The 25,144-nt window shown below is 65.7% G+C and carries 24 protein-coding genes; 14 read left to right on the forward strand and 10 right to left on the reverse strand.

Annotation, left to right across the window (positions count from 1 at the left end; translation table 11 throughout):
• The first annotated feature begins 68 nt into the window (after positions 1 to 68).
• The 3 genes from ACWPMX_RS12140 to ACWPMX_RS12150 all read left to right on the forward strand — a co-directional run bounded on the left by ACWPMX_RS12140 (position 69) and on the right by ACWPMX_RS12150 (position 2,203).
• Positions 69 to 698, forward strand: coding sequence for a lysophospholipid acyltransferase family protein (locus ACWPMX_RS12140; RefSeq protein WP_455700254.1), 630 nt, complete (start codon positions 69 to 71; stop codon positions 696 to 698).
• Entirely contained in the window at positions 691 to 1,485 is a 795-nt protein-coding gene (locus ACWPMX_RS12145; protein ID WP_455700255.1) for a DUF1295 domain-containing protein, read from the forward strand. Before ACWPMX_RS12140 ends, ACWPMX_RS12145 begins: the two co-directional genes overlap by 8 nt.
• An 88-nt stretch (positions 1,486 to 1,573) precedes the next feature.
• Complete coding sequence (locus tag ACWPMX_RS12150) at positions 1,574 to 2,203, forward strand: hypothetical protein (RefSeq protein WP_455700256.1); 630 nt, start codon at positions 1,574 to 1,576, stop codon at positions 2,201 to 2,203.
• Here ACWPMX_RS12150 and ACWPMX_RS12155 read toward each other — a convergent pair whose 3' ends face one another.
• On the reverse strand, positions 2,204 to 3,922 hold the full coding sequence (locus tag ACWPMX_RS12155) for a bifunctional metallophosphatase/5'-nucleotidase (protein WP_455700257.1): 1,719 nt from the start codon (positions 3,920 to 3,922) through the stop codon (positions 2,204 to 2,206). It lies immediately after the preceding gene.
• A gap of 140 nt (positions 3,923 to 4,062) precedes the next feature.
• Between ACWPMX_RS12155 and ACWPMX_RS12160 the strand changes: the two genes are divergently transcribed.
• Entirely contained in the window at positions 4,063 to 4,644 is a 582-nt protein-coding gene (locus ACWPMX_RS12160; RefSeq protein WP_455700258.1) for a hypothetical protein, read from the forward strand.
• On the opposite strand, the gene gyrB is transcribed toward ACWPMX_RS12160, so the two are convergent.
• Positions 4,645 to 7,167 (reverse strand): DNA topoisomerase (ATP-hydrolyzing) subunit B, encoded by a 2,523-nt coding sequence (gene gyrB / locus ACWPMX_RS12165; protein WP_455700783.1) that lies wholly within the window; start codon positions 7,165 to 7,167, stop codon positions 4,645 to 4,647.
• Between the two features lie 104 nt (positions 7,168 to 7,271).
• Between gyrB and ACWPMX_RS12170 the strand changes: the two genes are divergently transcribed.
• Together ACWPMX_RS12170 and ACWPMX_RS12175 are read left to right on the forward strand one after the other, a co-directional pair.
• Positions 7,272 to 8,693: a M20/M25/M40 family metallo-hydrolase gene (locus ACWPMX_RS12170; protein ID WP_455700259.1), complete on the forward strand. Its 1,422-nt coding sequence runs from the start codon at positions 7,272 to 7,274 to the stop codon at positions 8,691 to 8,693.
• A gap of 42 nt (positions 8,694 to 8,735) precedes the next feature.
• A complete protein-coding gene (locus ACWPMX_RS12175) occupies positions 8,736 to 10,298 on the forward strand; it encodes a class I adenylate-forming enzyme family protein (protein WP_455700260.1) in 1,563 nt (520 codons plus the stop codon).
• Between the two features lie 648 nt (positions 10,299 to 10,946).
• On the opposite strand, the gene ACWPMX_RS12180 is transcribed toward ACWPMX_RS12175, so the two are convergent.
• Positions 10,947 to 11,246 carry a UrcA family protein gene (locus tag ACWPMX_RS12180; protein WP_455700261.1) on the reverse strand — a complete coding sequence of 100 codons (300 nt, stop codon included), beginning with the start codon at positions 11,244 to 11,246 and terminating at the stop codon, positions 10,947 to 10,949.
• 329 nt (positions 11,247 to 11,575) lie between these two features.
• Here ACWPMX_RS12180 and guaA point away from each other — a divergent pair, with 329 nt between their 5' ends.
• The 4 genes from guaA (at position 11,576) to ACWPMX_RS12200 (ending at position 15,163) form a co-directional block, all read left to right on the forward strand.
• Complete coding sequence (gene guaA, locus ACWPMX_RS12185) at positions 11,576 to 13,150, forward strand: glutamine-hydrolyzing GMP synthase (protein WP_455700262.1); 1,575 nt, start codon at positions 11,576 to 11,578, stop codon at positions 13,148 to 13,150.
• The gene (locus tag ACWPMX_RS12190) at positions 13,141 to 13,836 is read left to right on the forward strand and encodes an endonuclease III domain-containing protein (RefSeq protein WP_455700263.1); all 696 of its coding nucleotides are present in this window, start codon (positions 13,141 to 13,143) and stop codon (positions 13,834 to 13,836) included. Before guaA ends, ACWPMX_RS12190 begins: the two co-directional genes overlap by 10 nt.
• Positions 13,782 to 14,618 (forward strand): kinase, encoded by an 837-nt coding sequence (locus ACWPMX_RS12195; protein WP_455700264.1) that lies wholly within the window; start codon positions 13,782 to 13,784, stop codon positions 14,616 to 14,618. The genes ACWPMX_RS12190 and ACWPMX_RS12195 overlap by 55 nt, the downstream gene beginning before the upstream one ends.
• Before the next feature lie 86 nt (positions 14,619 to 14,704).
• The gene (locus ACWPMX_RS12200; protein WP_455700265.1) at positions 14,705 to 15,163 is read left to right on the forward strand and encodes a CHRD domain-containing protein; all 459 of its coding nucleotides are present in this window, start codon (positions 14,705 to 14,707) and stop codon (positions 15,161 to 15,163) included.
• Position 15,164: 1 nt separating this feature from the next.
• On the opposite strand, the gene ACWPMX_RS12205 is transcribed toward ACWPMX_RS12200, so the two are convergent.
• From ACWPMX_RS12205 to ACWPMX_RS12225, 5 genes are read right to left on the reverse strand one after another with little or no spacing between them, the layout of a single operon-like run.
• Positions 15,165 to 15,713, reverse strand: a complete 549-nt coding sequence (locus ACWPMX_RS12205; RefSeq protein ID WP_455700266.1) for a DUF924 family protein — start codon at positions 15,711 to 15,713, stop codon at positions 15,165 to 15,167.
• Positions 15,714 to 15,723: 10 nt separating this feature from the next.
• Positions 15,724 to 16,110: a hypothetical protein gene (locus tag ACWPMX_RS12210; protein ID WP_455700267.1), complete on the reverse strand. Its 387-nt coding sequence runs from the start codon at positions 16,108 to 16,110 to the stop codon at positions 15,724 to 15,726.
• A 10-nt stretch (positions 16,111 to 16,120) separates the two neighbouring features.
• Positions 16,121 to 16,525, reverse strand: coding sequence for a hypothetical protein (locus ACWPMX_RS12215; RefSeq protein ID WP_455700268.1), 405 nt, complete (start codon positions 16,523 to 16,525; stop codon positions 16,121 to 16,123).
• A 46-nt stretch (positions 16,526 to 16,571) separates the two neighbouring features.
• Entirely contained in the window at positions 16,572 to 17,993 is a 1,422-nt protein-coding gene (tldD, locus tag ACWPMX_RS12220) for a metalloprotease TldD (protein ID WP_455700269.1), read from the reverse strand.
• A gap of 33 nt (positions 17,994 to 18,026) precedes the next feature.
• Positions 18,027 to 18,275: a zinc-finger domain-containing protein gene (locus ACWPMX_RS12225; protein ID WP_455700270.1), complete on the reverse strand. Its 249-nt coding sequence runs from the start codon at positions 18,273 to 18,275 to the stop codon at positions 18,027 to 18,029.
• Positions 18,276 to 18,331: 56 nt separating this feature from the next.
• Here ACWPMX_RS12225 and ACWPMX_RS12230 point away from each other — a divergent pair, with 56 nt between their 5' ends.
• Entirely contained in the window at positions 18,332 to 19,267 is a 936-nt protein-coding gene (locus tag ACWPMX_RS12230; protein ID WP_455700271.1) for an ABC transporter ATP-binding protein, read from the forward strand.
• A gap of 3 nt (positions 19,268 to 19,270) precedes the next feature.
• Here ACWPMX_RS12230 and ACWPMX_RS12235 read toward each other — a convergent pair whose 3' ends face one another.
• On the reverse strand, positions 19,271 to 19,459 hold the full coding sequence (locus ACWPMX_RS12235; protein ID WP_455700272.1) for a hypothetical protein: 189 nt from the start codon (positions 19,457 to 19,459) through the stop codon (positions 19,271 to 19,273).
• A 145-nt stretch (positions 19,460 to 19,604) separates the two neighbouring features.
• A complete protein-coding gene (locus ACWPMX_RS12240; RefSeq protein ID WP_455700273.1) occupies positions 19,605 to 20,087 on the reverse strand; it encodes a hypothetical protein in 483 nt (160 codons plus the stop codon).
• 56 nt (positions 20,088 to 20,143) lie between these two features.
• Between ACWPMX_RS12240 and nadB the strand changes: the two genes are divergently transcribed.
• The 3 genes from nadB (at position 20,144) to ACWPMX_RS12255 (ending at position 24,918) form a co-directional block, all read left to right on the forward strand.
• On the forward strand, positions 20,144 to 21,727 hold the full coding sequence (nadB, locus tag ACWPMX_RS12245) for an L-aspartate oxidase (RefSeq protein WP_455700274.1): 1,584 nt from the start codon (positions 20,144 to 20,146) through the stop codon (positions 21,725 to 21,727).
• A gap of 64 nt (positions 21,728 to 21,791) precedes the next feature.
• Positions 21,792 to 23,453 (forward strand): serine hydrolase domain-containing protein, encoded by a 1,662-nt coding sequence (locus tag ACWPMX_RS12250; RefSeq protein WP_455700275.1) that lies wholly within the window; start codon positions 21,792 to 21,794, stop codon positions 23,451 to 23,453.
• 73 nt (positions 23,454 to 23,526) lie between these two features.
• Entirely contained in the window at positions 23,527 to 24,918 is a 1,392-nt protein-coding gene (locus ACWPMX_RS12255) for a peptide MFS transporter (protein ID WP_455700276.1), read from the forward strand.
• Positions 24,919 to 25,144 lie beyond the last annotated feature (226 nt).

Genomic DNA, 25,144 nt, shown 5'->3' on the forward strand with positions numbered 1-25,144 from the left:
GCCCCAAGGCGAGCTTGCCCGCCCTGCGCACGCGTGCGAAAGCAGGGCCGGGGGAGAGAGCCGCACTCGTGACGGGCGAACGTGTATCTGTCGGCGACGCGCCATCGATCCTGTCGCGGATCGTCCGCCGTCTGCTCATCGCGCTCTACCGCTGGAAGGGCTGGCGCATCGAGGGTAGCCACCCTGGCGTCCCCAGGTTCGTCATCACCGGCGCGCCGCACACCTCCAACTGGGACTTCGTGTTCTTCATCGGTGCAACCCACACACTGGGCATCGCGCCGGGCTTCATGGGTAAGAACACACTGTTCAGGTGGCCGATGAAGCGCTTCATGCGCGACATGGGCGGCATCGCGGTCGACCGCGCCCGACGCGGATCGAACTACGTCGAGCAGGTCGCCGCCGAATTCGCTCGGAGGAGCGAGCTGGCACTGGTGATCGCGCCCGAAGGCTCGCGCAGTTCGGACGGGCACTGGCGCTCGGGCTTCTGGCATATCGCGCGCGCGGCCGGCGTTCCGATCGTTCCCGCATGGGTCGACCATGACACGATGACAGGCGGTGTCGGTCCGCCGCTCTGGCCGAGCGACGATCTCGCCGCCGACCTCAAGCGCATCGCCGCATTCTATCGCGAGAAGCGCCCCGATTGCGCGCGGTTCGAGCGCCTCGAGGAAGCGGCGGAGAGGTTGGCCCACGATGATTGAAGCGCTGCTCGGCAATGCCGCGATCCTGCTCGGAGCCGTCCTCCTTCTATGGGTCGTCGCGGTCCGGATCGACGACGTGTCGTTCATCGACAGCTTCTGGGGTGGAGGCATGGCACTGCTCGCGGCGGTGAGCTGGCTGCGGCTTGCCCCGGCCGGACCGCTCGCCACGCTGATTGCGGCCATGGCGGCGGCATGGGGCGTGCGACTGGCGATACACCTCTATCGCCGCTGGCGCCGCGAGGGCGAGGACCCGCGCTACGCCCGGATGCTCAAGAAGCCTCGCGAGCAGAGGCGCTTCGCCAGCGCCGCGCTGACCCGCGTGTTCCTGGGACAGGCGGTGCTCCTGTTCCTCGTCTCCAGCCCCGCGCAACTCGGCATCCTTGCGGCGGGGAGCGAGCTCGGCATCGATGCGCTCGCGCTGGCGGGATTGGCGTTGTGGCTTGTCGGGGTATTCTTCGAATGGGTCGGCGACTGGCAGCTCGCCCGGTTCCGCGCGGACCCGGCGAGCAAAGGGCGGGTGATGGACCGCGGCCTGTGGCGGTACACTCGGCATCCCAACTACTTCGGCGATGCCTGCGCGTGGTGGGGCATCTGGCTCGCTGCTGCGAGTGCGGGCTGGTGGGTCGCCGCGTGGACAATAGTCGGGCCGCTGTTCCTCACCTTCACGCTCACCCGCTGGTCCGGCAAGCCGCTGCTCGAGGCGGGCCTTGCGAAGCGCCGGCCCGGTTACGCCGATTACGTGGCGCGGACCTCGGGCTTCTTTCCGCTGCCGCCTCGCAAGCGCTGAACGCACTGCCGAAATTCATCGCCGCGGCCTTCACGCGGCGACTGCGGGCACCTAAATTGCCGAGAGAGATTTTTGACGGGAGCGAATCATGGCCGATGTGGGCGCCATGCACGATGAGCGAAGCGCACTTCTGCAAGTCGCCAAGCGGCTGATCACCGAGCGCGGGCACGAGGTGTCGCGCACCGCCCTGGCGGCAGGCGCGGGCATTTCGCGCGCGCGCATCGAAGCGATCTTTCCCGATGAAACCGACCTGTTCGACGCGATCGTCGAAAGTTGGTTCGCAAAGAACGTCGAGGTGATGGAGGAGGTCGTCGCCAGCGATCTTCCGCCCAACCGCAAGATGTACGAATTCTTCGCGCGCCGCTTCGTCAACCAGCGGGAGCGTTTCCGGCGCGATCCCGAGGCATTCAGGGTTCACTGCGAGCTTGGCGCTGCGAACTACGATCGGGTGCGCAGTTACATCGACCTTGCCGATCATTACCTGTGCGAACTGATCGCGCAGGCGCAGGCCGAGGGTGCGTTCGCCGGGCTCGCGATCGACGAGGCGCTGAGCCTCATCAACCAGATGACGCATCCCTACACCAACGCCGAAGTGATGACCTACATGGAGTCCCGTCTCTCGGAAGAGAAGCTCGCGCGGATCGTGGATACCCTGTTCACCGGGCTGTCGAGCGCCGATGGGGGCGCGCGCGGCGTGAAGGGCCTGCGCGCGGCCTGATCACTGACCTATCATTGTCACCCGCCCGGTTGCGGGCAGCCGCACCACGTCGCGGGCGCGCAGGTATGCCTCGATCGCATCGAGATCGAGCGGGCCGACGGTCACGTCGGTCCCCTGCTCGAGCACGGTAAATCCATCCCCGCCCCCCGCGATGAAGTTATTGACCGTGACGCGGTAGCGCGCCGCCGGATCGAGCGGCTGGCCGCGGAAGGTAGCGGCGACGACGCGCTGCCCTGCAGGTCGCGCCGGATCAAGCGTCATCGCGAACCCTTCGCTGACCGCAAGCACGCGCGTCTCATTCGATTCGTTAGGGTTGCCCAATTGCTGTTCGAGCATGGCGAGCACCTGCGCGCCGGTGAGCGTCATCGTCACCAGTGTGTTTCCGAAAGGCTGGACGGCATAGATGTCGCCGAAGGTCACCGTGCCGTCGGTCTTGGGCACGAGGTCGGTACGGACCCCGCCCGGGTTCATGAACGCGAATTGCGCGCCCGCCGCTTGCGTCGCCGCGAGCTGCGAATCCGCGATGAGGTTACCCAGAGGATTCTCGGACTTGCCGCGAAGGGCGGGACCTGAAATGCGCCCGACCGCGCGATTGGCGACTTCGGCCGACGCGGCGACATAGCGCCCGACGTAAGCAGCGGTTTCGGCATCGGCCACGGGCGCGTCGAATGCGGGATTGGCGGGGCGTCCCTCTCCCACGCTCTGCACCGGCACGTTGCGTGCGGTAATCCCGACCACATCGTTCCTCGCGGGATCGATGGTCAGGGCGATATCGGTCAGCATCCGCCCCCATGAGCTGGCGCTGGTAACGGTGAACTTGCGCACCGGATCGACCTTCGAGAAGTCGCAAACGTAAGCCTGGTGGGTGTGACCCGAGATGACCAGGTCCACCCGTGGATCGACCCGCTGAAGGACCGTGCGCAAGTCGCCTGCCATCGCGCCGCAACCGGCATAGCTGTCTTCGGGCGCGACCTCGAACCCCTGATGGATCGCGACCACGATCGCATCCGCACCTTCGGCCAGCACTTTGGGCACGAGCGCATTGATCGCATCGGCTTCGTCCCCGAATGTAATTCCCTCGATGCCCTTGGGATCGACGATCTGCGCGGTGCCCTTGAGCGTCAGACCGATCACTCCGACCGTCACCGCGTTGCGGCCGCTCCCGAAGCGCTTGATGCCGTAACCGGGGAACAGCGTGGAGCCGTCCGACATCCGGACGTTCGCAGCGAGGATGGGGTAGTCGGTCCCGCCGAAGTCGGCCTCGACCGCGCACGGGGTGCGCAAGGTGAACTTCTCGCAACCGCCGTTGCGCAGCCGCTTCAGCTCCCGCCAACCGCGATCGAACTCGTGATTGCCCACGCTCGCGAAATCGAGCTTGATGCGGTTCATCACACCGATCGCGGGCTCGTCGAGAAACAGCGAGCTGGCGAGCGGGCTGCCGCTGACGAGGTCACCGGCGGCCACCGCCATGCTGTATTCGTTCTGCGCGCGAAGCTTGGCAACCGCGGTCGCCAGCCAGGCCGCCCCCCCGGTGTAGACATCGGTCCTGCCGCCCTTCCCGTCATCGAGGGTCATCGGCCGCCGTGTCGGCTCGAGATTGCCGTGAAAGTCGTTGAGGCCGATCACCCGAACCGTGATGGGAGCCGAAGGAGCGGACGGGACCGTGGCACAGGCCGAAAGGCCGAGCGCGAGCGAGACGGCGAGCGTGGTGCGAAGCATGGCAGCCCGGTTGCCCGAGCGAGATTGCGGCAACAAGTCAAAAGATTCGCTGGCGGTTTGTCGCTTTAAGGGGAACGCCAGCCTCCGCGCGACCGTTCGGGGCGTGAAGGGCTGGACGGGGCTTACAGGAGGCACACGCCATGCAGCTCGACCAGACTGCAACCATCGCCCTGCTCGCAATCGTCGTTGTGGCGATCGCGGTTCTCTGGCTGCTCTTTCGGATGCGCCGCACCGCGTCGCTGCGCGATCGCTTCGGCCGCGACGAGTACGATCGTACCGTCAACGAACTCGGCCGGGGCAAAGCCGAGCACAACCTCATCGAGCGCGAGAAGCGCGTCGCGGAGCTCGAATTGCGTCCCCTAGGACCCGACGAACGCAGGCGGTTCACCGACGACTGGCACGCAGCCAAGGCTGGTTTCGTCGACGATCCGGCGGTTTCGGTGCTCGCTGCGGACCGCACTCTTGGCAGCGTCATGGGGGCGCGCGGGTTTCCGGTCGACGACTTCTCGGCCCGCTACGAAAGCCTGACGGTCGGTCACGGCGAAGTCGCCCGCCATTATCGCGCGGGCCACGACATCGCCCTGAAGCAAACTGACGGTCAGGCCACCACCGAAGACTTGCGCCAGGCGATGATCCATTACGAAGCGCTGTTCGACGAACTCGTCAGCGAGGAGCCGCCCCGGCCCGATGGCTCGGTCAGCCGTCAGGCGCAGATGAGTTGATCAAACGTCGAGATTCGCCACGTTCAGCGCGTTCTCCTGGATGAATTCGCGTCGCGGTTCGACCACGTCGCCCATCAGGCGGGTGAAGATTTCGTCGGTCACGTCAGCGTCCTCGACCTTGACCTGCAATAGCGCACGGTTCTCGGGGTCGAGGGTGGTCTCCCACAGCTGCTCGGCGTTCATTTCGCCGAGACCCTTGTAGCGGCTGATCGACAGACCCTTGCGGCCCGCGACGAGCACCGCGTCGAGTAGCTGCGAGGGCCGGGTGATCGCGCCGTCGAAAGCAAGCGGTGTCGCAGCGGCCTGTGCGTCGGGAGCGGCCTCCATTTCCTCGTCGGCGACTTCCGGCTCCGGCTCCGGCTCGGCACCGGTGCGCGCAAAGCGGCTCGCCTTGGCAAAGGATCCCGCGTGTTCGGCGGCGATGCGGTGGAGCTTGCGGGCTTCGGCGCTGTCGAGGAATTTGGCGTCGATTTCGTGCGCGTCGGTGACCCCGCGCCAGCGACGGGCGAACGCGATCGAGCCGTCGTCGCGGCGCACCACCGACCACGCTGCCTCGACATCGCCCATCGCGAGCCGTGCCGCCGCACCATCCAGCGCCGCCACCCGGCCCGCGGTGTCGAGTTCGGGATTGAACACCCCGGCAAGCGCCATCTGCTCGATCACTTCGGGTGCATACTTGCGCGGCACGAAACCCAGGAGGCTGCGGATGCGCAGTGCGTAATCGACCAGCGTGCGCAGGTCCTCACCCGAACGCGCGCCCTCGGCGGTCTCGAGCACGCGGCCCTGCAGCCCTGCCTCCACGAGGTGGCGATCGAGCGCGCCCTGGTCCTTGAGATAGACCTCGCTGCGGCCCTTGCTGACCTTGAACAGCGGCGGCTGCGCGATGAACAGGTGCCCGGCCTTGACGATCTCGGGCATCTGGCGGTGAAAGAAGGTCAGCAAGAGCGTGCGGATGTGTGCCCCGTCCACGTCGGCGTCGGTCATGATGACGATCTTGTGGTAGCGCAGCTTCTCGAGGTTGAACTCGTCGCGCAAGCCGGTGCCCATCGCCTGGATCAGCGTGCCGACTTCCTTCGACGAGATGATCCGGTCGAACCGGGCCCGTTCCACGTTGAGAATCTTTCCGCGCAGCGGCAGGATCGCCTGGAACTTGCTGTCGCGGCCCGACTTGGCTGATCCGCCGGCGCTGTCACCCTCGACCAGGAACAGTTCGCACTTCGACGGGTCGCGCTCGCGGCAGTCGGACAGCTTGCCCGGCAGCGAGGCGACCGACATCGCGCCCTTGCGGCTCATTTCGCGCGCCCGTCGCGCGGCTTCGCGCGCGGCAGCGGCGTCGATGATCTTCTGGACGATCTGCTTCGCGTCGGCCGGGTTTTCCTCCAGCCATTCGTTCATTTTCTCGCCCATCAGCGATTCCAGGGGTTGGCGCACCTCGGACGAGACCAGTTTGTCCTTGGTCTGCGACGAGAACTTAGGATCGGGCAGCTTGACCGAGACGATTGCGGTCAGCCCTTCGCGCATATCCTCGCCCGTCAGGCCGACCTTCTCCTTCTTGAGCAACCCGGTGCGCTCGGCATAGCCGTTGAGCGTACGGGTCAGCGCGGCGCGGAACGCGGCGAGATGGGTGCCGCCGTCGCGCTGCGGGATGTTGTTCGTGAAGCAGAGCACGTTCTCGTAGTACGAATCGTTCCACTCGAGCGCGACGTCGATGCCGATGCCGTCCTTGTTGGCGCTGACCGAGATCGGCTCGGGCACCAGCGGCGCCTTGTTGCGATCGAGGTATTTCACGAACGCGGCGATCCCGCCCTCGTAGTAGAGGTCGTGTTCGAGCGGCTCCTCGTGCCGCAGGTCGCGCAGCTTGATGCGCACGCCGGAATTCAGAAACGCCAGCTCGCGATAGCGATGCTCGAGTTTGTCGAAGTCGTAGTCGGTCACGTTCTTGAACGTGTCGTTCGAATGCATGAAGGTCACCCGGGTGCCATTGCGTTCCCGCCCCGGTCCCTTGACGATCAGCGGCGCAACGGCGTCGCCGTGCTCGAACCGCATCCAATGCTCCTTGCCGTCGCGCCAGATGGTCAACTCGAGCCATTCGCTGAGCGCGTTCACCACCGACACGCCCACGCCGTGGAGGCCGCCGGACACCTTGTAGGCATTGTCGTCCGAGGTGTTCTCGAACTTTCCGCCCGCGTGGAGCTGGGTCATGATGACCTCGGCCGCCGAGACGCCCTCTTCCTTGTGCATGTCGACCGGGATGCCGCGGCCGTTGTCCTCGACCGAAACCGACCCGTCGGGGTTGAGTTCGATCAGTACGAGGTCGCAATGGCCGGCCAGCGCCTCGTCGATTGCGTTGTCGCTGACCTCGAACACCATGTGGTGGAGGCCCGAACCGTCATCGGTATCGCCGATGTACATTCCGGGCCGCTTGCGCACCGCGTCGAGGCCCTTGAGGACCTTGATCGAGTCGGCGCCATAACCGTTCTTGTTGGGGGTGTTTTCGCCCTCGGCGGGAGTGTTTTCTTCCATGACCATCATATAGGCATCGAGGGGCCGACTGGAAACCTTTTCGCCCCCCTTCCATCCACAGGCGAATGGTGCTGAAACGCGCGTCAGGATCAGGGGAGATTGACTTGAGATACGCAGCTTTCACGGCCCTCGCCGCCGCCTTGGTCGCCTCGACCGCCATGGCGCAGATGAAGATCGAGCCGATGGGCCCGCTGCGCCCCGATCAACAGAAGTTCTTCGAGCTCTACAAGGAGATGGTCGAGACCGACAGCTCGCTGCCTGACGGAAGCTGTACCAAGGTCGCAGCGCAGGTCGCCTCGCGCCTGAAAGCGGCGGGCTTCACCGACGACCAGCTCATCGCGTTCTCCGTTCCCGAACACCCGAACGACGGCGGGCTGGTGGCCACGCTGCCCGGAACGTCGAAGACGCTGGAGCCGATGTTGCTGCTCGCCCACATAGACGTGGTCGCCGCGCGCCGCGCCGACTGGGAGCGCGACCCGTTCAAGCTCGTCGAGGAGAACGGTTACTATTACGCCCGCGGGATCGCGGACGACAAGTTCCAGGCGGCCGTGTGGTCCGATACGCTGATCCGGCTCAAGGAATCGGGCGCCAGGCCCAAGCGCACGATCAAGATGGCGCTGACGTGCGGCGAGGAGACCGACAACGCCTTCAACGGCGCGGAATATCTGGCGAAGGAGCGCCGCGACCTGATCGATGCGGCCTTCGCACTCAACGAAGGCGGCGGTGGCAGGACCGATGGTAACGGCAACCTCGTCGTCCAGACGATCCAGGTCGGCGAGAAGGTCTATCAGGACTACAAGCTGACCGCGACCAACCCTGGCGGCCACTCGAGCCGTCCGGTGCCCGAGAACGCGATCTACGACATGGGGCGCGCGCTCGAACGGATTTCGCGGCACGAATTTCCCCCCGAGCTCAACGATACGACCCGCGCATTCTTCGCCAAGGCAGGCGGCGCGCGCTCCGACGACATGGGCAAGGCTATGGTGGCGATCACGAAGGACGTGAACGACAAGGCCGCGCTCGCGGTGCTCGACCGCGATGCTTCGTTCCACTCGATGCTGCGGACGACCTGCGTGGCAACGCTGATCGACGGCGGCCACGCGCTCAACGCCCTGCCGCAGAAGGTGACGGCAAACGTCAACTGCCGCATCTTTCCCGGGCACACCCGCGCGGAAGTTCGCGACGCGCTTGCCGGCATCATCGCCAACGACAAGATCACCATCGCCTATGGCCGGGACGATAAACCGGTGGCCAAGGCGCCGCCGCTCGATCCCGCGCTGATCGGGCCGATGGAGAAGCTGGCGGCGAAGTATTTCCCCGGCGTGCCGGTCATCCCGACGATGTCGACCGGAGCGACCGATGCTGTCTATACCGGCGGCGCGGGGATCCCGACCTACGGCGTGCCCGGATCGTGGGGCGACCCCGACGGCAACGGCGCGCACGGCCTCAATGAAAGACTCAACGTGCGCGGCATCTACACCGGGCGGGACTACCTGTTCGACCTGGTCAAAGCGCTCGCCGGATAGTTGCGACTTGCCACCTGATGCGGGTCGGCTAGCCTTCAGGCAATGACACGAGAGGATATCGCCGCCGCCCTGTCCGAGCCGTTCGGTTCGTTCGCGCAAGTGCTAGCGGACTGGTCTGCGGTGCAGCCGGACAGCCCCGCGATGCGGGACGAACAGGGCGAACTGAGTTGGGGCGATCTGGGCGACCGGATCGAGCGGATCGCCGCACGGTTGCAGGCCGACGGCCTGATGCCCGGGCAATCGGTGTCGATCCTCGGCACCTCGACAGTTCCCTATGCGCTGGTGTTCTTGGCAGCGGTGCGCGCGGGCGGTGTCGCCGCGCCGCTGACAACCGGCGCCTCGCCCGAACAGCTCGCGGGAATGGCGGCGGACAGCGGTGCCACGCACATCTTCATCGACCGGGCCAAGTTGGTCGAGCTTGGTGAGGATTGCTTTCCGAGCCTGACGAAGATCGTGCTCGACGAGGAACTCGACAAGTGGATGGCCCCGGCCGGGACCCGTGCCGCGCCATTCGCGCCGGAGCCGGGCGATCCGTTCACGATCATCTATTCTAGCGGCACTACGGGCATTCCCAAGGGCATCGTGCATTCGCACCAGATGCGCTGGCGGCAGTTCGCGACGACCGCAGCGAGCCTGCTTGCGGCAGGGGGAGACGTGGTCAGTCTCGCCTCGACGCCGCTTTATTCGAACACCACGATGGTCGCTTTCCTCGGGCCGCTCGCCGCGGGCGGCATAGTGCGTGTTATCGGCAAGTTCGATAGCAAGCGTTGGCTCGGCTACGCCGAAGCCGATCGCACGGCCATGACGATGCTCGTCCCCGTGCAGTACCAGCGCCTGATGGACGAGCCGTCGCTGGGCGAGTTCGACCTGTCTGCCATGCGCCTGAAATATTGCACTTCCGCCCCGTTTTCGCCCGATCTCAAGCGCGAGGTGCTCGCCCGGATGCCGGGGGCGCTGATCGAGATCTACTCGATGACCGAGGGCGGCGTGGTCACGCTGCTCCACGCGCACGAGTTTCCGGACAAGCTCCATACTGTCGGCCGGCCGGCCCCGGGAAGCGAGCTCAAGGTTCTCGACGACGCCGACAACGAATTGCCTCCAGGCTCCGCCGGGCACCTCGTCGGGCGATCGGGCACGATGATGTCGGGCTATCGCAACCAGGAAGGGAAGACCCGCGAAGGGTACTGGATCGATCCCGCCACTGGCTTAACCTGGCAGCGGATGGGCGATATCGGGCGGATCGACGCAGACGGGTTCGTCGAACTCGTCGGGCGCGCCAAGGACATGATCATCTCGGGTGGGTTCAACATCTACCCGGCCGACCTCGAAGCGGCACTGGAAGCCGACTCGCGCGTGGCCGAAGCCGCGGTGATTGGGATGCCGAGCCGTGCGTGGGGCGAAACGCCTGTCGGCTTCGTCCGGCTGGCGTCCGGTTGCCCGGATAGCGAAGTGGCCGACATCATGTCGGCCACCAATGCGAATCTGGGCAAGACCCAACGGCTTGCCGCGCTTCACCCGATCGGGGAAATGCCCCGCAGTCACATCGGTAAGCTCCTCAAGACAGAGCTGCGCGCTTTGGCCGAGGACTTCGAACGGGTTGCCTGAGCGATTCGGCGCTCAGGCGAATTGCGTTTATTCGATCAGGCGATGGTCGCGCCGACGGTCAGGATGCTGATGGTCGTCGCGGTGAGGAAGGCGAGGACGTGTGAAGCGAATTTCATGGGTCGATTATCTTTCTGGCTTTGGCGGCACCCCTGTGACACCGCACTCGAGTAGTAATAATATTACGCTAATCTTTTCACAAATGACAAAATATCGTGAGCAGTTGCGCGGGACGCAACACACTCGAGGCGCTCGCGAACAAGCCTGCATACGAACGCGCGATCGCTGTTCTTGCGACTAGCGCGAGCGCACCGGATCAAGCGGGAAAGACGAGGCGGCGGCGGAAGGGAGAGATCGGCCACCGCCCCGCTTTCGGCTCGCGGCCGCAGGCTGGGCCGGCGGGGGCGAGTGCGCCTCGGGACCCGGGGGGACGTGGTCGGAGGCAAGCGCCGGGCGGCCTATTCAGGGGGGAGAGAGGGTCGGCTCACCCGGCACGGGGCGAAATAATGTTACGCCCCTCTTTCTACAAATGAGAAAATCACGCAGCATGTTGCAATTCACGCAACTGCCCATGTAAATCGCTGATTCCGAAAGAACACGGCCCAGCGAGGGTATCGCCAGACCGTGTCGAAATTGCCAATCGATGCGCGATCAGCCAGCGGGCGGAACGGTCAACGCCGCATAACGCAATCGATGCCGTTCGATTTCGCGCATCGCTTGCTCCATCGCTCCCCGCTCGCAGTCCGAATACGCGGCTATCGCAAAACTCGGGGAGGCACAGGCGCTACGGACTTTTGCCCGGACCCGCTTCTTGAGCGCGTCGACGTGATCGGAGCGAGTGAGATCGAGGTCTTTGTAGTTCACGCGCACTTGAACGCTTTCAGCGGCAGCAGGTGTCGTTACGATCGCGGCTGCGACCAGGGCGAGGCTTCCGATGAGAGTCTTACGCATTCGCGAATTCCTTTCTTCGCTACTTGCGCTTCCAAGCGACCTGCCCCCAAGCCTTCCATCACCATTGTGCGCCGCACCATTCTTTTCGCAAGCGCAAAAAACGCGTGATCCGGTGCAGAAAGCGCTGCCATTGCGCCCAAACCACTCTCCGGAGCCATTTCTCGAGACAATTGAGGCGTTTAGTCCTCCCGAGAACTCGCGACCCGTGCATGACAGGCCCAGTCGATTGCAGTTTGCGCAGGCATCGGGACCATGAACGGTGCAATCGAGGCAAGTTCCGTCCCTGCGCGGGTCTGGACCTCGGGACGCACCCCGCTTAACGCGCGGCCATGACTGCTACCCCCGTCCCCGATTCCATCCTTATCGTCGATTTCGGCAGCCAGGTGACCCAGCTCATCGCGCGCCGCGTGCGCGAGGCGGGGGTCTACTCCGAGATCGCGCCGTTCACGCAGGCCGAGGAAGCATTCGCCCGGCTGCAACCGAAGGGCATCATCCTGTCGGGCTCGCCCGCCGGGGTGCCAGAGGAAGGCAGCCCCCGTGCCCCGCAGGCGCTGTTCGAGGCGGGCCTGCCGATCCTCGGCATCTGCTACGGCCAGCAGGTCATGTCGCACCAGCTCGGCGGCAAGGTCGAAGCGGGCAACGCGGGCGAGTGGGACGGCGAGTTCGGTCGCGCGTTCCTGACGGTCACCAAGGATTGCGCGCTGTTCGACGGCCTGTGGCAGGTCGGCGAGCGACACCAGGTGTGGATGAGCCACGGCGACAAGGTCACCCGCTTCGCACCCGGCTTCGAGATCGTCGCCACCAGCGACGGCGCACCGTTTGCGGTCATCGCCGACGAAGCGCGCCGGTTCTACGGCACCCAGTTTCACCCAGAGGTGGTCCACACCCCCGACGGCGGCAAGCTGATCGCGAACTTCGTGCACAAGGTCTGCGGCCTTCCCGGCGACTGGACCATGGCCGCCTATCGCGAGACCAAGATCGCGCAGATCCGCGAGCAGGTTGGCGACAAGCGCGTGATCTGCGGCCTGTCGGGCGGGGTCGACAGCTCGGTCGCCGCGATCCTGATTCACGAAGCGATCGGCGACCAGCTCACCTGCGTGTTCGTCGACCACGGCCTCCTCCGCCTCAACGAGCGCGAGCAGGTCGAGACGATGTTCCGCGACCACTACAACATCCCGCTCGTAGTGGTGGATGCCGAGGCGCGGTTCATGGCGGGGCTCGAGGGCGTCACCGACCCCGAGAAGAAGCGCAAGTTCATCGGCGCCGAGTTCATCAACGTGTTCGAGGAAGAGGCGCGCAAGATCGGCGGCGCGGACTTCCTCGCGCAAGGGACGCTCTATCCCGACGTGATCGAATCCGTCTCGTTCACCGGCGGCCCCTCGGTCACGATCAAGAGCCACCACAACGTCGGCGGCCTGCCCGAGCGGATGAACATGGCGCTGGTCGAACCCTTGCGCGAACTGTTCAAGGACGAAGTGCGCGTATTGGGCCGCGAGCTCGGCCTCCCCGAAATCTTCGTCGGGCGGCACCCCTTCCCCGGCCCCGGCCTCGCGATCCGCATCCCCGGCGCGGTCGACAAGGAGCGTTGCGATATCCTGCGCAAGGCCGACGCGGTCTACCTCGAAGAGATCCGCAGCGCGGGGCTCTACGACGCGATCTGGCAGGCCTTCGCGGTGCTGCTCCCGGTCCGCAGCGTGGGCGTGATGGGCGACTACCGCACATACGACCACGTCCTCGCCCTGCGCGCCGTCACTTCGACCGACGGCATGACTGCCGATGTATACCCCTTCGACAGCGCCTTCCTCAGCCGCGTGGCGACGCGGATCGTCAACGAGGTGAAGGGGGTGAACCGGGTGGTCTACGACTACACCTCGAAGCCCCCGGGGACTATTGAATGGGAGTAAAGACTCCCGTCACGGATATACTCTGCCGCCTGCACAACGCGCTCGTCCAGCGCTTCGGGCACATGAAGCGCACCGCAGCCGACCGGCGCGCGCCCGAGTGGGCGCTGGTGCAGGGGCTGATCGGATCGCGGATGCCGAGTTCGGCGTCCAGCGCAGTGGCGGACCGGATGCTCACTGAGCATGGCTCCTGGGATGCGGTGGCTGCGCTGTCGCCCGAAGAACTGACCGCCGCGCTCAAGGGTGTGCGCTTTCCCAACCAGTCGGCAAAGCGGGTGCACGGGGTGCTCAGCGCCATCCGGGAGAGAGTTGGGACGGTGGACCTGTCGCTTCTCGATGGAATGAACACGCCCGATGCGATCGCCTGGCTCGAGAGCCTGCCGGGCACCGGCCGCAAGATCGCCGCGCAGGTGGTCAACACCACCACGCTCGACCGGCCCGCGCTGGTGCTCGACACGCACCACCTGCGCATCCTCGCGCGTCTCGGCCTGATCGCCGAGGGCGAGGACACCGCGAAGGCCTACGATGCGCTGATGCCGCAGCTCCCCGAGGAGTGGGACGCAGGCACGATCGATGAGCATCATATGCTGATGAAGGAACTCGGCCGCGCGATCTGTACCCCGAAGAACCCGAAGTGCCCGGACTGCCCCGCGCTGTCGCTGTGCCCGACAGGACAGGCGCGGACGTGAACTGGGGAGCGGCCGACCGCGCGGTCGCCGCCGCCATCGTCGATCGCCGTGCATCTCTCGACCCCCCGATCCTGGTCGGACTGGCCGGAGCGCAAGGTTCGGGCAAGACCACGATGGCGCCCCGCCTCGCTTCGCTGCTCGACGAGGCGGGCCTTTCTACGGCTGTCCTAGCGCTCGACGATTTCTACCTGACGAAGGCCGAGCGCGCGGCGCTCGCTCGCGCAGTGCATCCGCTGCTCGCTACACGCGGCGTGCCGGGGACCCATGATGTCGCGTTGCTCTCGGACACGCTGAACCACCTGCTAGCAGGCAACGATGCGAAAACTCCGATCTTCGACAAGGCGATCGACGATCGCGCAGGCAGCCGTGTCATCGCGGGGCCGATCGATATCGTGCTGCTCGAAGGCTGGTGCATCGGCGCGCGGCAACAGGCTGAAGCGGCGTTGGCCCACCCGATCAACGCGTTTGAACGCGAGGAAGATAGCGAAGGCGTCTGGCGGCACTGGGTCAACGACCGCCTGGCGCACGAGTATGCAGCGCTGTTCGACCGGATCGACTTGCGAACGCTCCTGCGCGCACCGGACTTCGAGGTCGTCGAACGCTGGCGCGGCGAACAGGAAGCGCATCTCGGCTCCAAGGGTATGCCGCGTGGAGAAATCGCCCGTTTCATCGCGCACTACGAGCGGATTACCCGCGCGATGATCGCCGACGAACCGGCAGACATTGTCATCGACCTCGATGCGGATCGCACGCCGCTGCAAGTCCGCGGCCGCCGCGCCTGAAGCGCTGGCGGAACGGGCACCCTCCGCCGCCGTTACGTCTCGGTGAGCCGATGGTGGACGGTGCCACGATCCAAGGAGAGGTCATGATGAACAGGAAAGCCATTCTAACCGTTGCCGCACTCGCCGGTGCGGTCGCTCTGGCGGGCTGCGCCACGCTCGAGGAAGAGGCGGTCGACGCGACGTCCGACACCTACAAGGCTACGTTGACCGGCGCCAACGAAGTCGGCGGGGGCGATCCCGACGGGTACGGCCGTGCCGAAATCTCGGTCACCGACGGCTTCGGCCAGGTCTGCTGGGAGATCAAAGACGTGACCGGCATCGACGCGCCAACCGCTGCGCACATCCACTTCGGCCGCGCGGGTACCAACGGTCCGCCGGTCTTCACCCTCGAGCGGTCGAACGAAGGTCGCTGGCAGGGCTGCAAGGACGCCCGCGAGTGGACCCAGAACCGCCTGCAGGGCAACCCCGCCGACTTCTACGTCAACGTCCACAACGCTGCGTACCCGAACGGCGCGATCCGCGGCCAGCTCAGCGACAACCAGTAAGCTACCAGGCGTTCCCCGCCGCGACCGCCGCGCGCTCTGCCGCCGACGACCGGCGACCGACCACGGCGTTGCGGTGGGGAAACCGTCCGAAGCGGGCGATCATCCGGTAATGATCGCGCGCGAATGCGAAGTTCTTCGGACTGGCACGGAAGTAGGCGAGGCTGGCCCGCTGATCGGCAATGGCCTCGCTGTGCATCAACGGCATCCCGACGAACGACCGCGCATCGCGGTCCAGCTCCCTATGCCATCCGCGCTCAATAACGCCTTTGGCGATAGATCGAGCGAGCGCGTCGGTGGCGAAAGCGCCGATAGTTCCGCGATGGATGTTCCTCGGAACCTGGTCGAACAGCAGGATCGCGGCGCGCGCGGTCAACGGGTCACGCAGGAATTCGGTCGCGGGCCGGGTCGCCAGCATCGCCAGGTCGCGAGCGAACCGGCGGCGCAGCGCTTCGTCGACTTCGCCGGGGCCACCGTACCAATCGGCAGGGCCGAGTTCGTGAAACCAGAAATGCAGCAGGTCCGCCGCCCAGCGGCGCGGGGCGGCGGTCAAGGCGGCGCGCTCAGTTTGCGAGGGTGTAGGGGACGAACTCGGTGAGGAACACGTTGCCGGTGTACATGCCGGTCGACGTATCGAAACTCGTCACGATATCCTGGCGGCAGAGCTGCGTTCCGTGCATCCGCACCAGCAGCGCATCCGAATTGTCGAGATCCCGCGGATTGGCCGTGCGGTTGACCCAGATCGTCCGCCCACGCCCATAGACGACGGCGGTATTGTCGATCACCGTGGAATCGCGGTTGACGAAGGTGTTGATGCAACTGGTCGGGGTACCCGCAACGCGACCTTCCAGTATCTTGGTCAGCTTGGCCTCGCCCGTCAGGCGGTCGGCGGCGACCGACGGGCCGGCGACGATCGCGGCGGCAAGGGCGGCAAGAGCTACGATACGCATGGCTTACTCCTTATCGATCAAGGGAGGGGCGGGAATAGGGGACGAAGCTGTCCAGGAAGACCGTCGGCCCGCCGATATGGGACAGGCGATCGCGCAGCTCGACGTGATCCAGCCGGCAAAGCTGCGAGCCCCACTTCTCGAAAACGGGAAGGTCGGAATCATCGAGCATCGCCGGGCTGGCGGGACGATTGACGTAGAGCGTGCGGCCCCGACCGAACACGAATGCGGTGCCGTCGACGATCTGCATCGAGCGGGCATCGCTATCGGAAATGCAATCGACAGGTGAACCGGCCACGCGACCGGCAAGCATTTCCGCAAGCTCGGCCTCACCCTTCGCAGGCCGGTCCTGCGCGGCAAGCGGCGCCCCCGCCAGAAGCAGGATCGCAAGGACCGCGCGAGGCAAAAGCTCAGTCATGCCCGCCTGATATCACGCCTCGGCTGAACGCGGGCTGACATTCGTGTCAGCCCGTTCCGCCCACAGTCATGCCCGAGACAAGCAGCGTCGGCTGGCCAACCCCCGCGGGCACACCCTGACCCGCCTTACCGCACATGCCCACGCCTTCATCGAGGGCCATGTCGTTGCCGATGCCGACAACCTTGGTCAGCGCCGAGGGGCCATTGCCGATGAGAGTCGCTCCCTTGATCGGCGCGCCGAGCTTGCCATCCTCGACGAGGTAGGCCTCGGTGCACGAGAACGTGAAATTGCCGCTGACGATGTCGACCTGCCCGCCGCCGAAGCTCTTGGCGAAGATACCCTTCTTCACGCGGCTCAACAGTTCGGCCGGATCGTCGTTTCCGCCGCGCATGAAGGTGTTCGTCATCCGCGGCATCGGCGCATGGGCATAGTCCTGTCGCCGCCCGTTGCCGGTCGGCGCGACACCCATCAGCCGCGCGTTCATGCGGTCCTGCATGTATCCCTTGAGGATACCGTCCTCGATCAGCACGTTTTCCTGAGTCGGCGTGCCTTCGTCGTCGATCGACAACGAGCCGCGGCGATCCATGATGCTGCCGTCGTCCACGACAGTGACGCCCGGAGCGGCGACGCGCGTGCCGATCCTGCCCGAAAATGCGCTGGTGCCCTTGCGGTTGAAATCGCCCTCGAGCCCGTGGCCGACCGCTTCGTGCAGGAGCACGCCCGGCCAGCCGGGGCCGAGCAGCACGGTCATGTCGCCTGCCGGGGCGGGGACACTCTCGATGTTGACCAGCGCCTGATCGACCGCGGCATCGACCGCACGGCGCCATTTCACCGGATCGAACAGGTCGTCATAGAGATACCGGCCGCCAAATCCGAAGCTGCCTGTCTCGCGCCGCCCGTTCGCCTCGGCCACGACGTTGACGTTGAGCCGCACGAGCGGGCGCACGTCGCGCGCGACGAAACCGTCGGGACGGACGATCTCGATCGTGGTCCAGCTTCCCATAAGCGTTGCGGTCGCCTGCACGATGCGCGGATCCCGCGCGCGGGCCGCCGCGTCGATCTCTTCCAGCAGTCGAATCTTGCGCTCGATCGGGATACCATCGAGCGGACTCTCTTCGGTGTAGAGGTGGCGGTTCGAGCGGGCAGGCGGCGCGGCACGCGCATTCTTGGCCGGATCTAGCAGGCGAAGCGTCTCGCCTGCCCGGCGGATCGCCGCCGCGCTGATCTCGCTCGCGTGCGCGAAGCCGGTCATCTCGCCCGACACGCCGCGAAGGCCGAAGCCCGAGTCGCGCGAATAGTCGCAGGTCTTCAGCCGCCCGTCGTCGAAGACGAAGGCCTCGGTGGCCATGAACTGGAGATAGAGCTCGCCGTCCTCGCAGTTCGACAGGGTCTCGGCGGCAAGCGCCTTCGCCTCGTCGGGCGTGAGCTGGCCGGAGCCGTAGAGCAGCGCGTGGGGATCGGCGGTCATGAGCGCCGATATGGGCGCACCGCCGGGGTAAAGCTAGGCCGCGCCTTCCGAAATGTCGGGCAGGCTCGCCTGGTCGGCGCCGTCGGCCGGCCCGCCCTCGAGCACGAAGCGCCGGTCGCAATAGCCGCAGTCGACGTAGCCGTGCTCGTCGATCTCGAGCCAGACCTTGGGGTGGCCGAGCGCGGCGGGGCGGTAGTTCGCGCCGCTGCGGATGTCGGTCGCGCCATCGCACCACACGCGGGCATGGTCGACCTTGCTGACTTCGGGCGGAGGCAGGCTCATGAAGCGGGCCGTTACCCATGTTGCGAGCGCGGTGCAACGCCTCTAGGTGCCTCGATATGACGACACCCCCCGCGATCCGCATCGACAGCCTCCAGAAGCGCTACGCCGGGATCAAGGGTGGCGAAGGCAAGCACGCGCTGAAGGGCGTCAGCTTCGATGTGCCGCAGGGGGAGATTTTCGGCCTGCTCGGCCCTAACGGCGCGGGCAAGTCGACGCTGATCAACATCCTCGCCGGGCTGGTCATGAAGACCTCGGGCAGTGCGGAAATCTGGGGCTTCGATATCGACGCCAATCCGCGCAACGCCAAGCGATCGATCGGGATCGTGCCGCAGGAGATCGTCTTCGATCCGTTTTTCACCCCGTTCGAGGTGCTGGAGAACCAGGCCGGGTTCTATGGCATCGCCAAGACCTTGCGCCGTTCGGAGGAGTTGCTGGCGGCGGTCCACCTTGCTGACAAGCGCGATGCCTATGCCCGCACGCTGTCGGGTGGGATGAAGCGCCGGCTGCTGGTGGCCAAGGCGATGGTCCATTCCCCTCCGATCCTCGTTCTCGACGAGCCGACCGCGGGGGTCGACGTCGAACTGCGCCGCCAACTCTGGGAACTCGTGACCCGCCTGAACCGCGAGGGCGTGACGGTGGTCCTAACAACCCACTACCTCGAGGAAGCCGAGGAGCTGTGCGACCGGATCGCGATTATCAACCACGGTGAATTGATCGCCAACAAGCCGACCCGCGAACTGGTCGGCATGATGGGCGAAAAGGTGGTCGAGATCACCGTCGACCGCGACCTTGCCGCGCCGCCCGCCCATGCCGCGTTCAAGAAGAGTGCGAAGAAGGGCGACCGGACGATCGAGATCACCTACGACAAGGACAAGATCACCGCCGGGCAGGTGCTCGGCCTGGTGCAGGAGCAGGGTTTCGTGATCGAGGACGTGACGACGCGCGAGGCGGACCTCGAGGACGTCTTCGTCCAGCTTACCGCGGCGGGTTAGCGATCAGCGCAGGATCCGGTCGGCAAGGCCGGCATCGCGGACATATTGCACCGTCCACTGATGCGGCAGGCTCTCTTCCATCGGCGTGGCGCAGTGCCTGCACCGACTGACCGTGCCGCCATGGATGCGCCGGACCTTGTTCAGGTCGACGCTATGCCGGCCGAACGCGCACGCGAGGTGTGCGATTTTCATGTGAGTTGCGACCCTTCCCATCCTTATCCCCTGTGATGCCACGGATATCGCGGGTCCGCGGAGTCGCAACGGAGAATCGGCGAATCGTTCATTTATTGCCGCATGTTGATGAATCGGCGGGCTTTCACCGGTAAATTGCTGCGCGTCAGGCGTCTTTCCACAGCACGCGGCTCCAATCGCCGAAAATGAGCCACTGCGCGGGCGGGGCAACAAGGTAGGCGCTGTCCCAGGCCGCATCGAGCAAGGCTACCGCGTGCCGCTCCCACACGTCGCGAGTCAGGCCGACCGACCAGCCCTTGCCGTCGGGCACGAACAGAAGATCGCCATCCTGCTCGACCCGGTCCGCAAGCAGCCCGGTCATAAACTCGGCCATCTGTTCGCGCTCGTCGATGCGCGGGCTTGTGTGCACGCCTTCGAGTACCTGCCATGGAATGTAACTGTAGCCAGCCGGAACCCACCCTGGGTTCCACTGCGGCTCGGTGCCGAGGCGATAGACGCGGAATTTCTCGTTCGCCGCTTCCATCGCAGAAAGTGCTGGCTCGATCCCCTCACGGAATGCTCGCGCGGCGAGCCGCTCGTGCATGAAGCGACGCCGCTCTTCCAGCGCCTTGCGGCGGTCCGCGTCCATCCGATCTCTCTGCCGTGGCTTGCGCCGGGCGGCGCGGACGTGTTGAAGCACGAACCATGAGCGTTTCGCAACATGACGTCATCATCATCGGCTCGGGCGCGGCCGGGCTGACTGCCGCGCTGGCTCTCGCCGAGACCCGCAAGGTGCTGGTGCTCGCAAAGGGCTCACTCACTGGCGGGTCGACCGCCTGGGCGCAGGGCGGCATCGCCGCCGTGCTCGATGCAGGCGATACCTTCGAGGACCATATCCGCGACACGATGGTTGCCGGGGCGGGTCTCAATCGGCTGGAAACGGTCGAGTTCGTGATCGAGAACGCGCCCGCCGCGATCGACCGGCTGATCGAGCTTGGCGTTCCGTTCAACAAGGACCGCGATACCCTCCACCTCACCCGCGAGGGGGGGCACAGCCATCGCCGCATCGTGCACGTCGACGATGCGACCGGCTGGGCTGTGCAGGAGGCTTTGCTGAAGGCGGCCGAGGCCAATCCCAACGTCACGCTGCTGCCCGGCCGCACCTGCATCGACCTCATCACCGGGCGTCACGGCGAAAAGTATTCGGGTTCGGGCCGGGTCTGGGGCGTCTATGCGCTCGACGAAGCGACCGGCGCGGTCGAAGCGCACGTTGCGCGGGCGACCATCCTTGCCACCGGCGGGGCAGGCCGCGTCTACCAGTTCTCGACCGCGCCGCGCGGCGCGACGGGCGACGGGATCGCGATGGCGTGGCGGGCGGGCGCGCGCGTCTCCAACATGGAGATGATGCAGTTCCACCCGACCTGCCTCTACAACCTCGACATCAAGAATTTCCTGATCACCGAGGCGGTGCGCGGCGAAGGCGGAGTTCTCAAGAACCCAAAGACCGGCGAACGCTACATGCCGTCCTACGACGAGCGCGCCGAGCTCGCCCCGCGCGACATTGTGGCGCGCGCGAACGACGACCAGATCAAGCGTCACGGACTCGACTTCGTCCATCTCGACATCAGCCACCAGCCCGCCGAGTTCGTGAAGGAGCACTTCCCGAACATCGACGAAAAGCTGACCAGCCTCGGCATCGACATGACCAGGGAGCCGATCCCGGTCGTGCCCGCGCAGCACTATACCTGTGGCGGCATCCTGATCGGCCTCGATGCGCGGACCGACCTTCCCGGCTTGTGGGCGGCGGGGGAATGCAGCGAGAGCGGGCTCCACGGGGCAAACCGCCTGGCCTCCAACTCCCTCCTCGAATGCTTCGTCTTCGGCGAGGCAGCGGCCAAGGACATCCTGCTCGCGTGGGACGAAATGGACGAGCCGCCTGCGATCCGCGACTGGGATGCCAGCCGCGTGACCGATTCCGACGAGGAAGTCGTCATCCAGCAGAACTGGACGGAGATCCGCCGAATGATGTGGAACTACGTCGGCATCGTCCGCACGACCAAGCGGCTCGAGCGGGCGGCGCACCGGATCGACCTGCTCGCCCGCGAGATCGAGGACTATTACGGCGCGTTCCGGGTCACCACCGACCTCATCGAACTCAGAAACCTTCACCAGTGCGCCGACCTTATCGTCCGCAGCGCACTGAAGCGGCACGAGAGCCGGGGACTGCACTTCACCCTCGACTACCCCCAGACCGACGCGATCGCGCGCGACACAGTGCTGGTGCCATGACGGATTGACCACCTCCCCTTGGTGTCTTATCTACGCAAGACACCAAGGGGAGCTCGTTCAAATCATGCCGAAATTCGCAATTCTCGCCAGCGCCGCGATGGCCATGGTTGCCGCTCCCGCGTTGTCCGTCGAGGCCGATTTCGCGGCGAAGGCCGAGGCAATCGTCGAAGCGGCCTACCCTGCGACCGGGCCCGGAGCCGCAGTCGTCGTCACCGAGCATGGCAAGGTCGTCTATTCCGGCGCCTCGGGCATGGCCGATATCGCCGGCGGCAAGCCGATCACCGCCGACACGGTGTTCCGAATCGGCTCGCTGACCAAGCAGTTCTCCGCCGCCGTGGTCCTGCAACTCGTCGCCGAGGGCAAGCTCTCGCTGGACGATCCCGTGACCAAGTTCGTTCCCGGCTACCCGGGGTCGGGCGGTAAGGCGACGGTGCGGCAGTTGCTCAACCACACGTCGGGCATCCAGTCGTACACCGGCATTCCCGGCTGGATGGCAGGCGACAAGCCCGCAATCGCCTTCACCACCACCGCTCTGATAGGGGAATTCCGCGACCAGCCGGTGGAATTTCAGCCGGGCGAGAAGTGGAACTACAACAACTCGGGCTACGTCCTCGTCGGTGCAGTGATCGAGGCGGTCACCGGCAAGCCGTGGTGGCAGGCGGTCGACGATCGTATCGTCAAGCCTCTGGGTCTCACCAGCATCCGCTATGGTGGTGAAGAGGAGACCGTCGCAGCCTTCGCTACCGGCTACAGCGCTGCCGGCGAGGGCAAATACGAACCCTCGCGCAAGATCGACATGAGCGTGCCGCACGCTGCCGGGGCGCTGATCGGCACGGTGGGCGACTTTGCCCGATGGGCCCACGCGCTGCATCACGGCAAGGTGGTGAGCCCCGCGCTGTACGCAGAGATGATCGCGCCGACCAAGCTCGCCGACGGTACCAGCGCACCCTATGGCTACGGGATCGCGCAGTCCGATGTGCGCGGCCTGCCCGCGTTGACCCATAGCGGCGGCATCTTTGGCTTCGGCACGAACAGCATCTACCTGCCCGACAGTGGACTGGCCGTGACGGTGTTTACCAACGCTGATTCGGGCATCCAGTCGGCGGGAATGCCGATGCTGCGGATCGCCGCCGAGGCGATCGGCAAGCCGTTCCCGGTATTCGCCGAGGTCGCGACCGACCCCGCCGCGGTGGCGCCGATGCTGGGCGTCTATGCGATCGAAGGCGGCGAAAGCACGCGGCTGTTCCATCTTGTCGACGGCAAGCTTCACACGCGCCGGACCGGCGCATCCGACAGTCCCGTGTTCGCGGCAGGCGGCAACCGGTTCTTTTACGGTGCCGAAAGTCTCAACTGGTTCGAGGTCGTGAAGGAGGGCGACGGCTATGCCATGCTTATGCACCAGAACGGAGCCGAGGCGGCCGAGCGGGCGGTTCGCACCGGGCCGGTTCCGGAAGTAGCCACGGTCGAGGTCGCGCGCGAGACGCTCGCGTCCTATGCCGGAAGCTACACGAGCGCGCTCGCGCCAGTCGCGGTCGCCCAGCAAACTGACGGCTCGCTCACACTGGCGTTCGGGCCGCAGCCCGCCTTGCCCCTGCAGCCGCTGAGCGAGACCGAATTCGCCATCGCAGGGGTCGATGCGAAAGTGGTATTCGTGCGCGACAGCGGCGCGACGACCGGATTGGTCCTGCACCAGGGGGGCCGCGAACTGCCCGCAAAGAAGGACTGATTGACAGGCGGTTAGTCCACCCTAGTCTCCCGGCCGCGGCGAAAGGCGCCGCCTGGACCGGGGATTCCGCAGCATGACCGCCACGACCGCCGAGGCCCGCACGTTTCTCGGCCAGCCGATCGGCGTCGCCTACCTTGCGATGACCGAGGCGTGGGAGCGGTTCAGCTTTTACGGCATGCGCGGCCTGCTGGTGCTCTACATGGTGCAGGAAATCCTCCTGCCCGGGCGGATCGAGAACGTGGCCGGGATGGACGCCTATCGCGCCTGGATCACCAGTGTGTTCGGCGAGTTGAGCACCCAGGCCTTCGCCAGCCAGACCTTCGGGCTTTACGCCGGGTTCGTCTACTTCACCCCGATGTTCGGTGGCCTGATCGCCGACCGCTGGCTTGGCGCGCGCAGGACGGTGATGCTCGGTATCGCGTTCATGACTTTCGGCCATATCGCGATGGCGTTCGACGTCAGCTTCCTCGCCGCGCTGGTCCTGCTGGTGATCGGTTCGGGCCTGCTCAAGGGCAACGTCGCGGCGCAGGTCGGGCACCTTTATCCGCTGCGCGACGAGGCCAACCGGGCCAAGGGCTACACGATCTTTTCGACCGGCATCAACATCGGCGCCACGCTCGGTCCGTTCGTTTGCGGGTTGCTTGCACAGGTCTATGGCTGGCACGTCGGCTTCGGCCTAGCCGGTCTCGTCATGCTGATCGCTGCAGCGGTCTACCTTGCCGGGTGGAAGCATTTCGCCGACGATACCCCTCGCCACAAGCGCGCGGAGCCGGGCCCGCCGATGGCGGCGAACGACTGGTCGATCGTCGGGTTGGTGGTCCTGGTTCTGACGCTCAACCTGGCGACCGGGCTCGTCTATGACCAGACCAGCAACGTCGGGCTGATTTGGGTGTCCGAACAGGTCGACCTGATGACCTCGGCGGGGCCGGTTCCGGTGCCGTGGTTCACCTCGGAGGACGCGCTCGCCTCGATCGTGATCGTGCCGTTCCTCATCTGGCTTTGGCGCGCGATGGCACGGGGCGGCGAGGAACCGCACGACTTCACCAAGCTCGCGCTCGGCGGCGTCGTCATGGCGGGATCGGTGCTGGCGATGGCGGCGGGCGCGCTACAGGCGGAGACGAGCGGCAAGGCATCGATCCTGTGGCCGATCCTCGCGTTCTTTTTTTCGGGCGCCGGCTTCATGTTCTTCTGGCCGGTGCTGCTGTCGTTCACCTCCCGCCGCGCTCCGTTGGCGGTGAACGCGATCATGATGGCATCGGTCTACCTCACGTCATTCGTGACCGGGGTCGTGTCGGGCTGGCTCGGGCGGTTCTACGAGCCGATGGGAGCCGTGAAATTCTGGCTCATGCACGCCGCGATCGCGTTTGGCGGGGCCGCCCTGCTGTTTGCGCTCGGGCCGTTCCTGCGGCGGCGAATGGACCGGCTGGCGGAGGACGAGTCCGCATCTATCGGCGAGCGAGGATGACCAAGTGTTTGAAATAATGTTTCAAAAATTGTGCTCTGAGCGATTGACTTTTGCGCACGCAGCCGCATAATCCACCTCGGAAAGCGCTTGGTCCGCAGTCACCCGCGATCCTGATCGACCATTGGACCCAAACTCGCTTCGCTATTCTATAAAAGAAAACTCGGTCGTACCTCGTGCGATTTGGCCGCTCTGGCCGATCATCCGTTCGAACAGAGAGGATGATCAC

It is taken from the genome of Tsuneonella sp. HG094 (assembly GCF_053819285.1).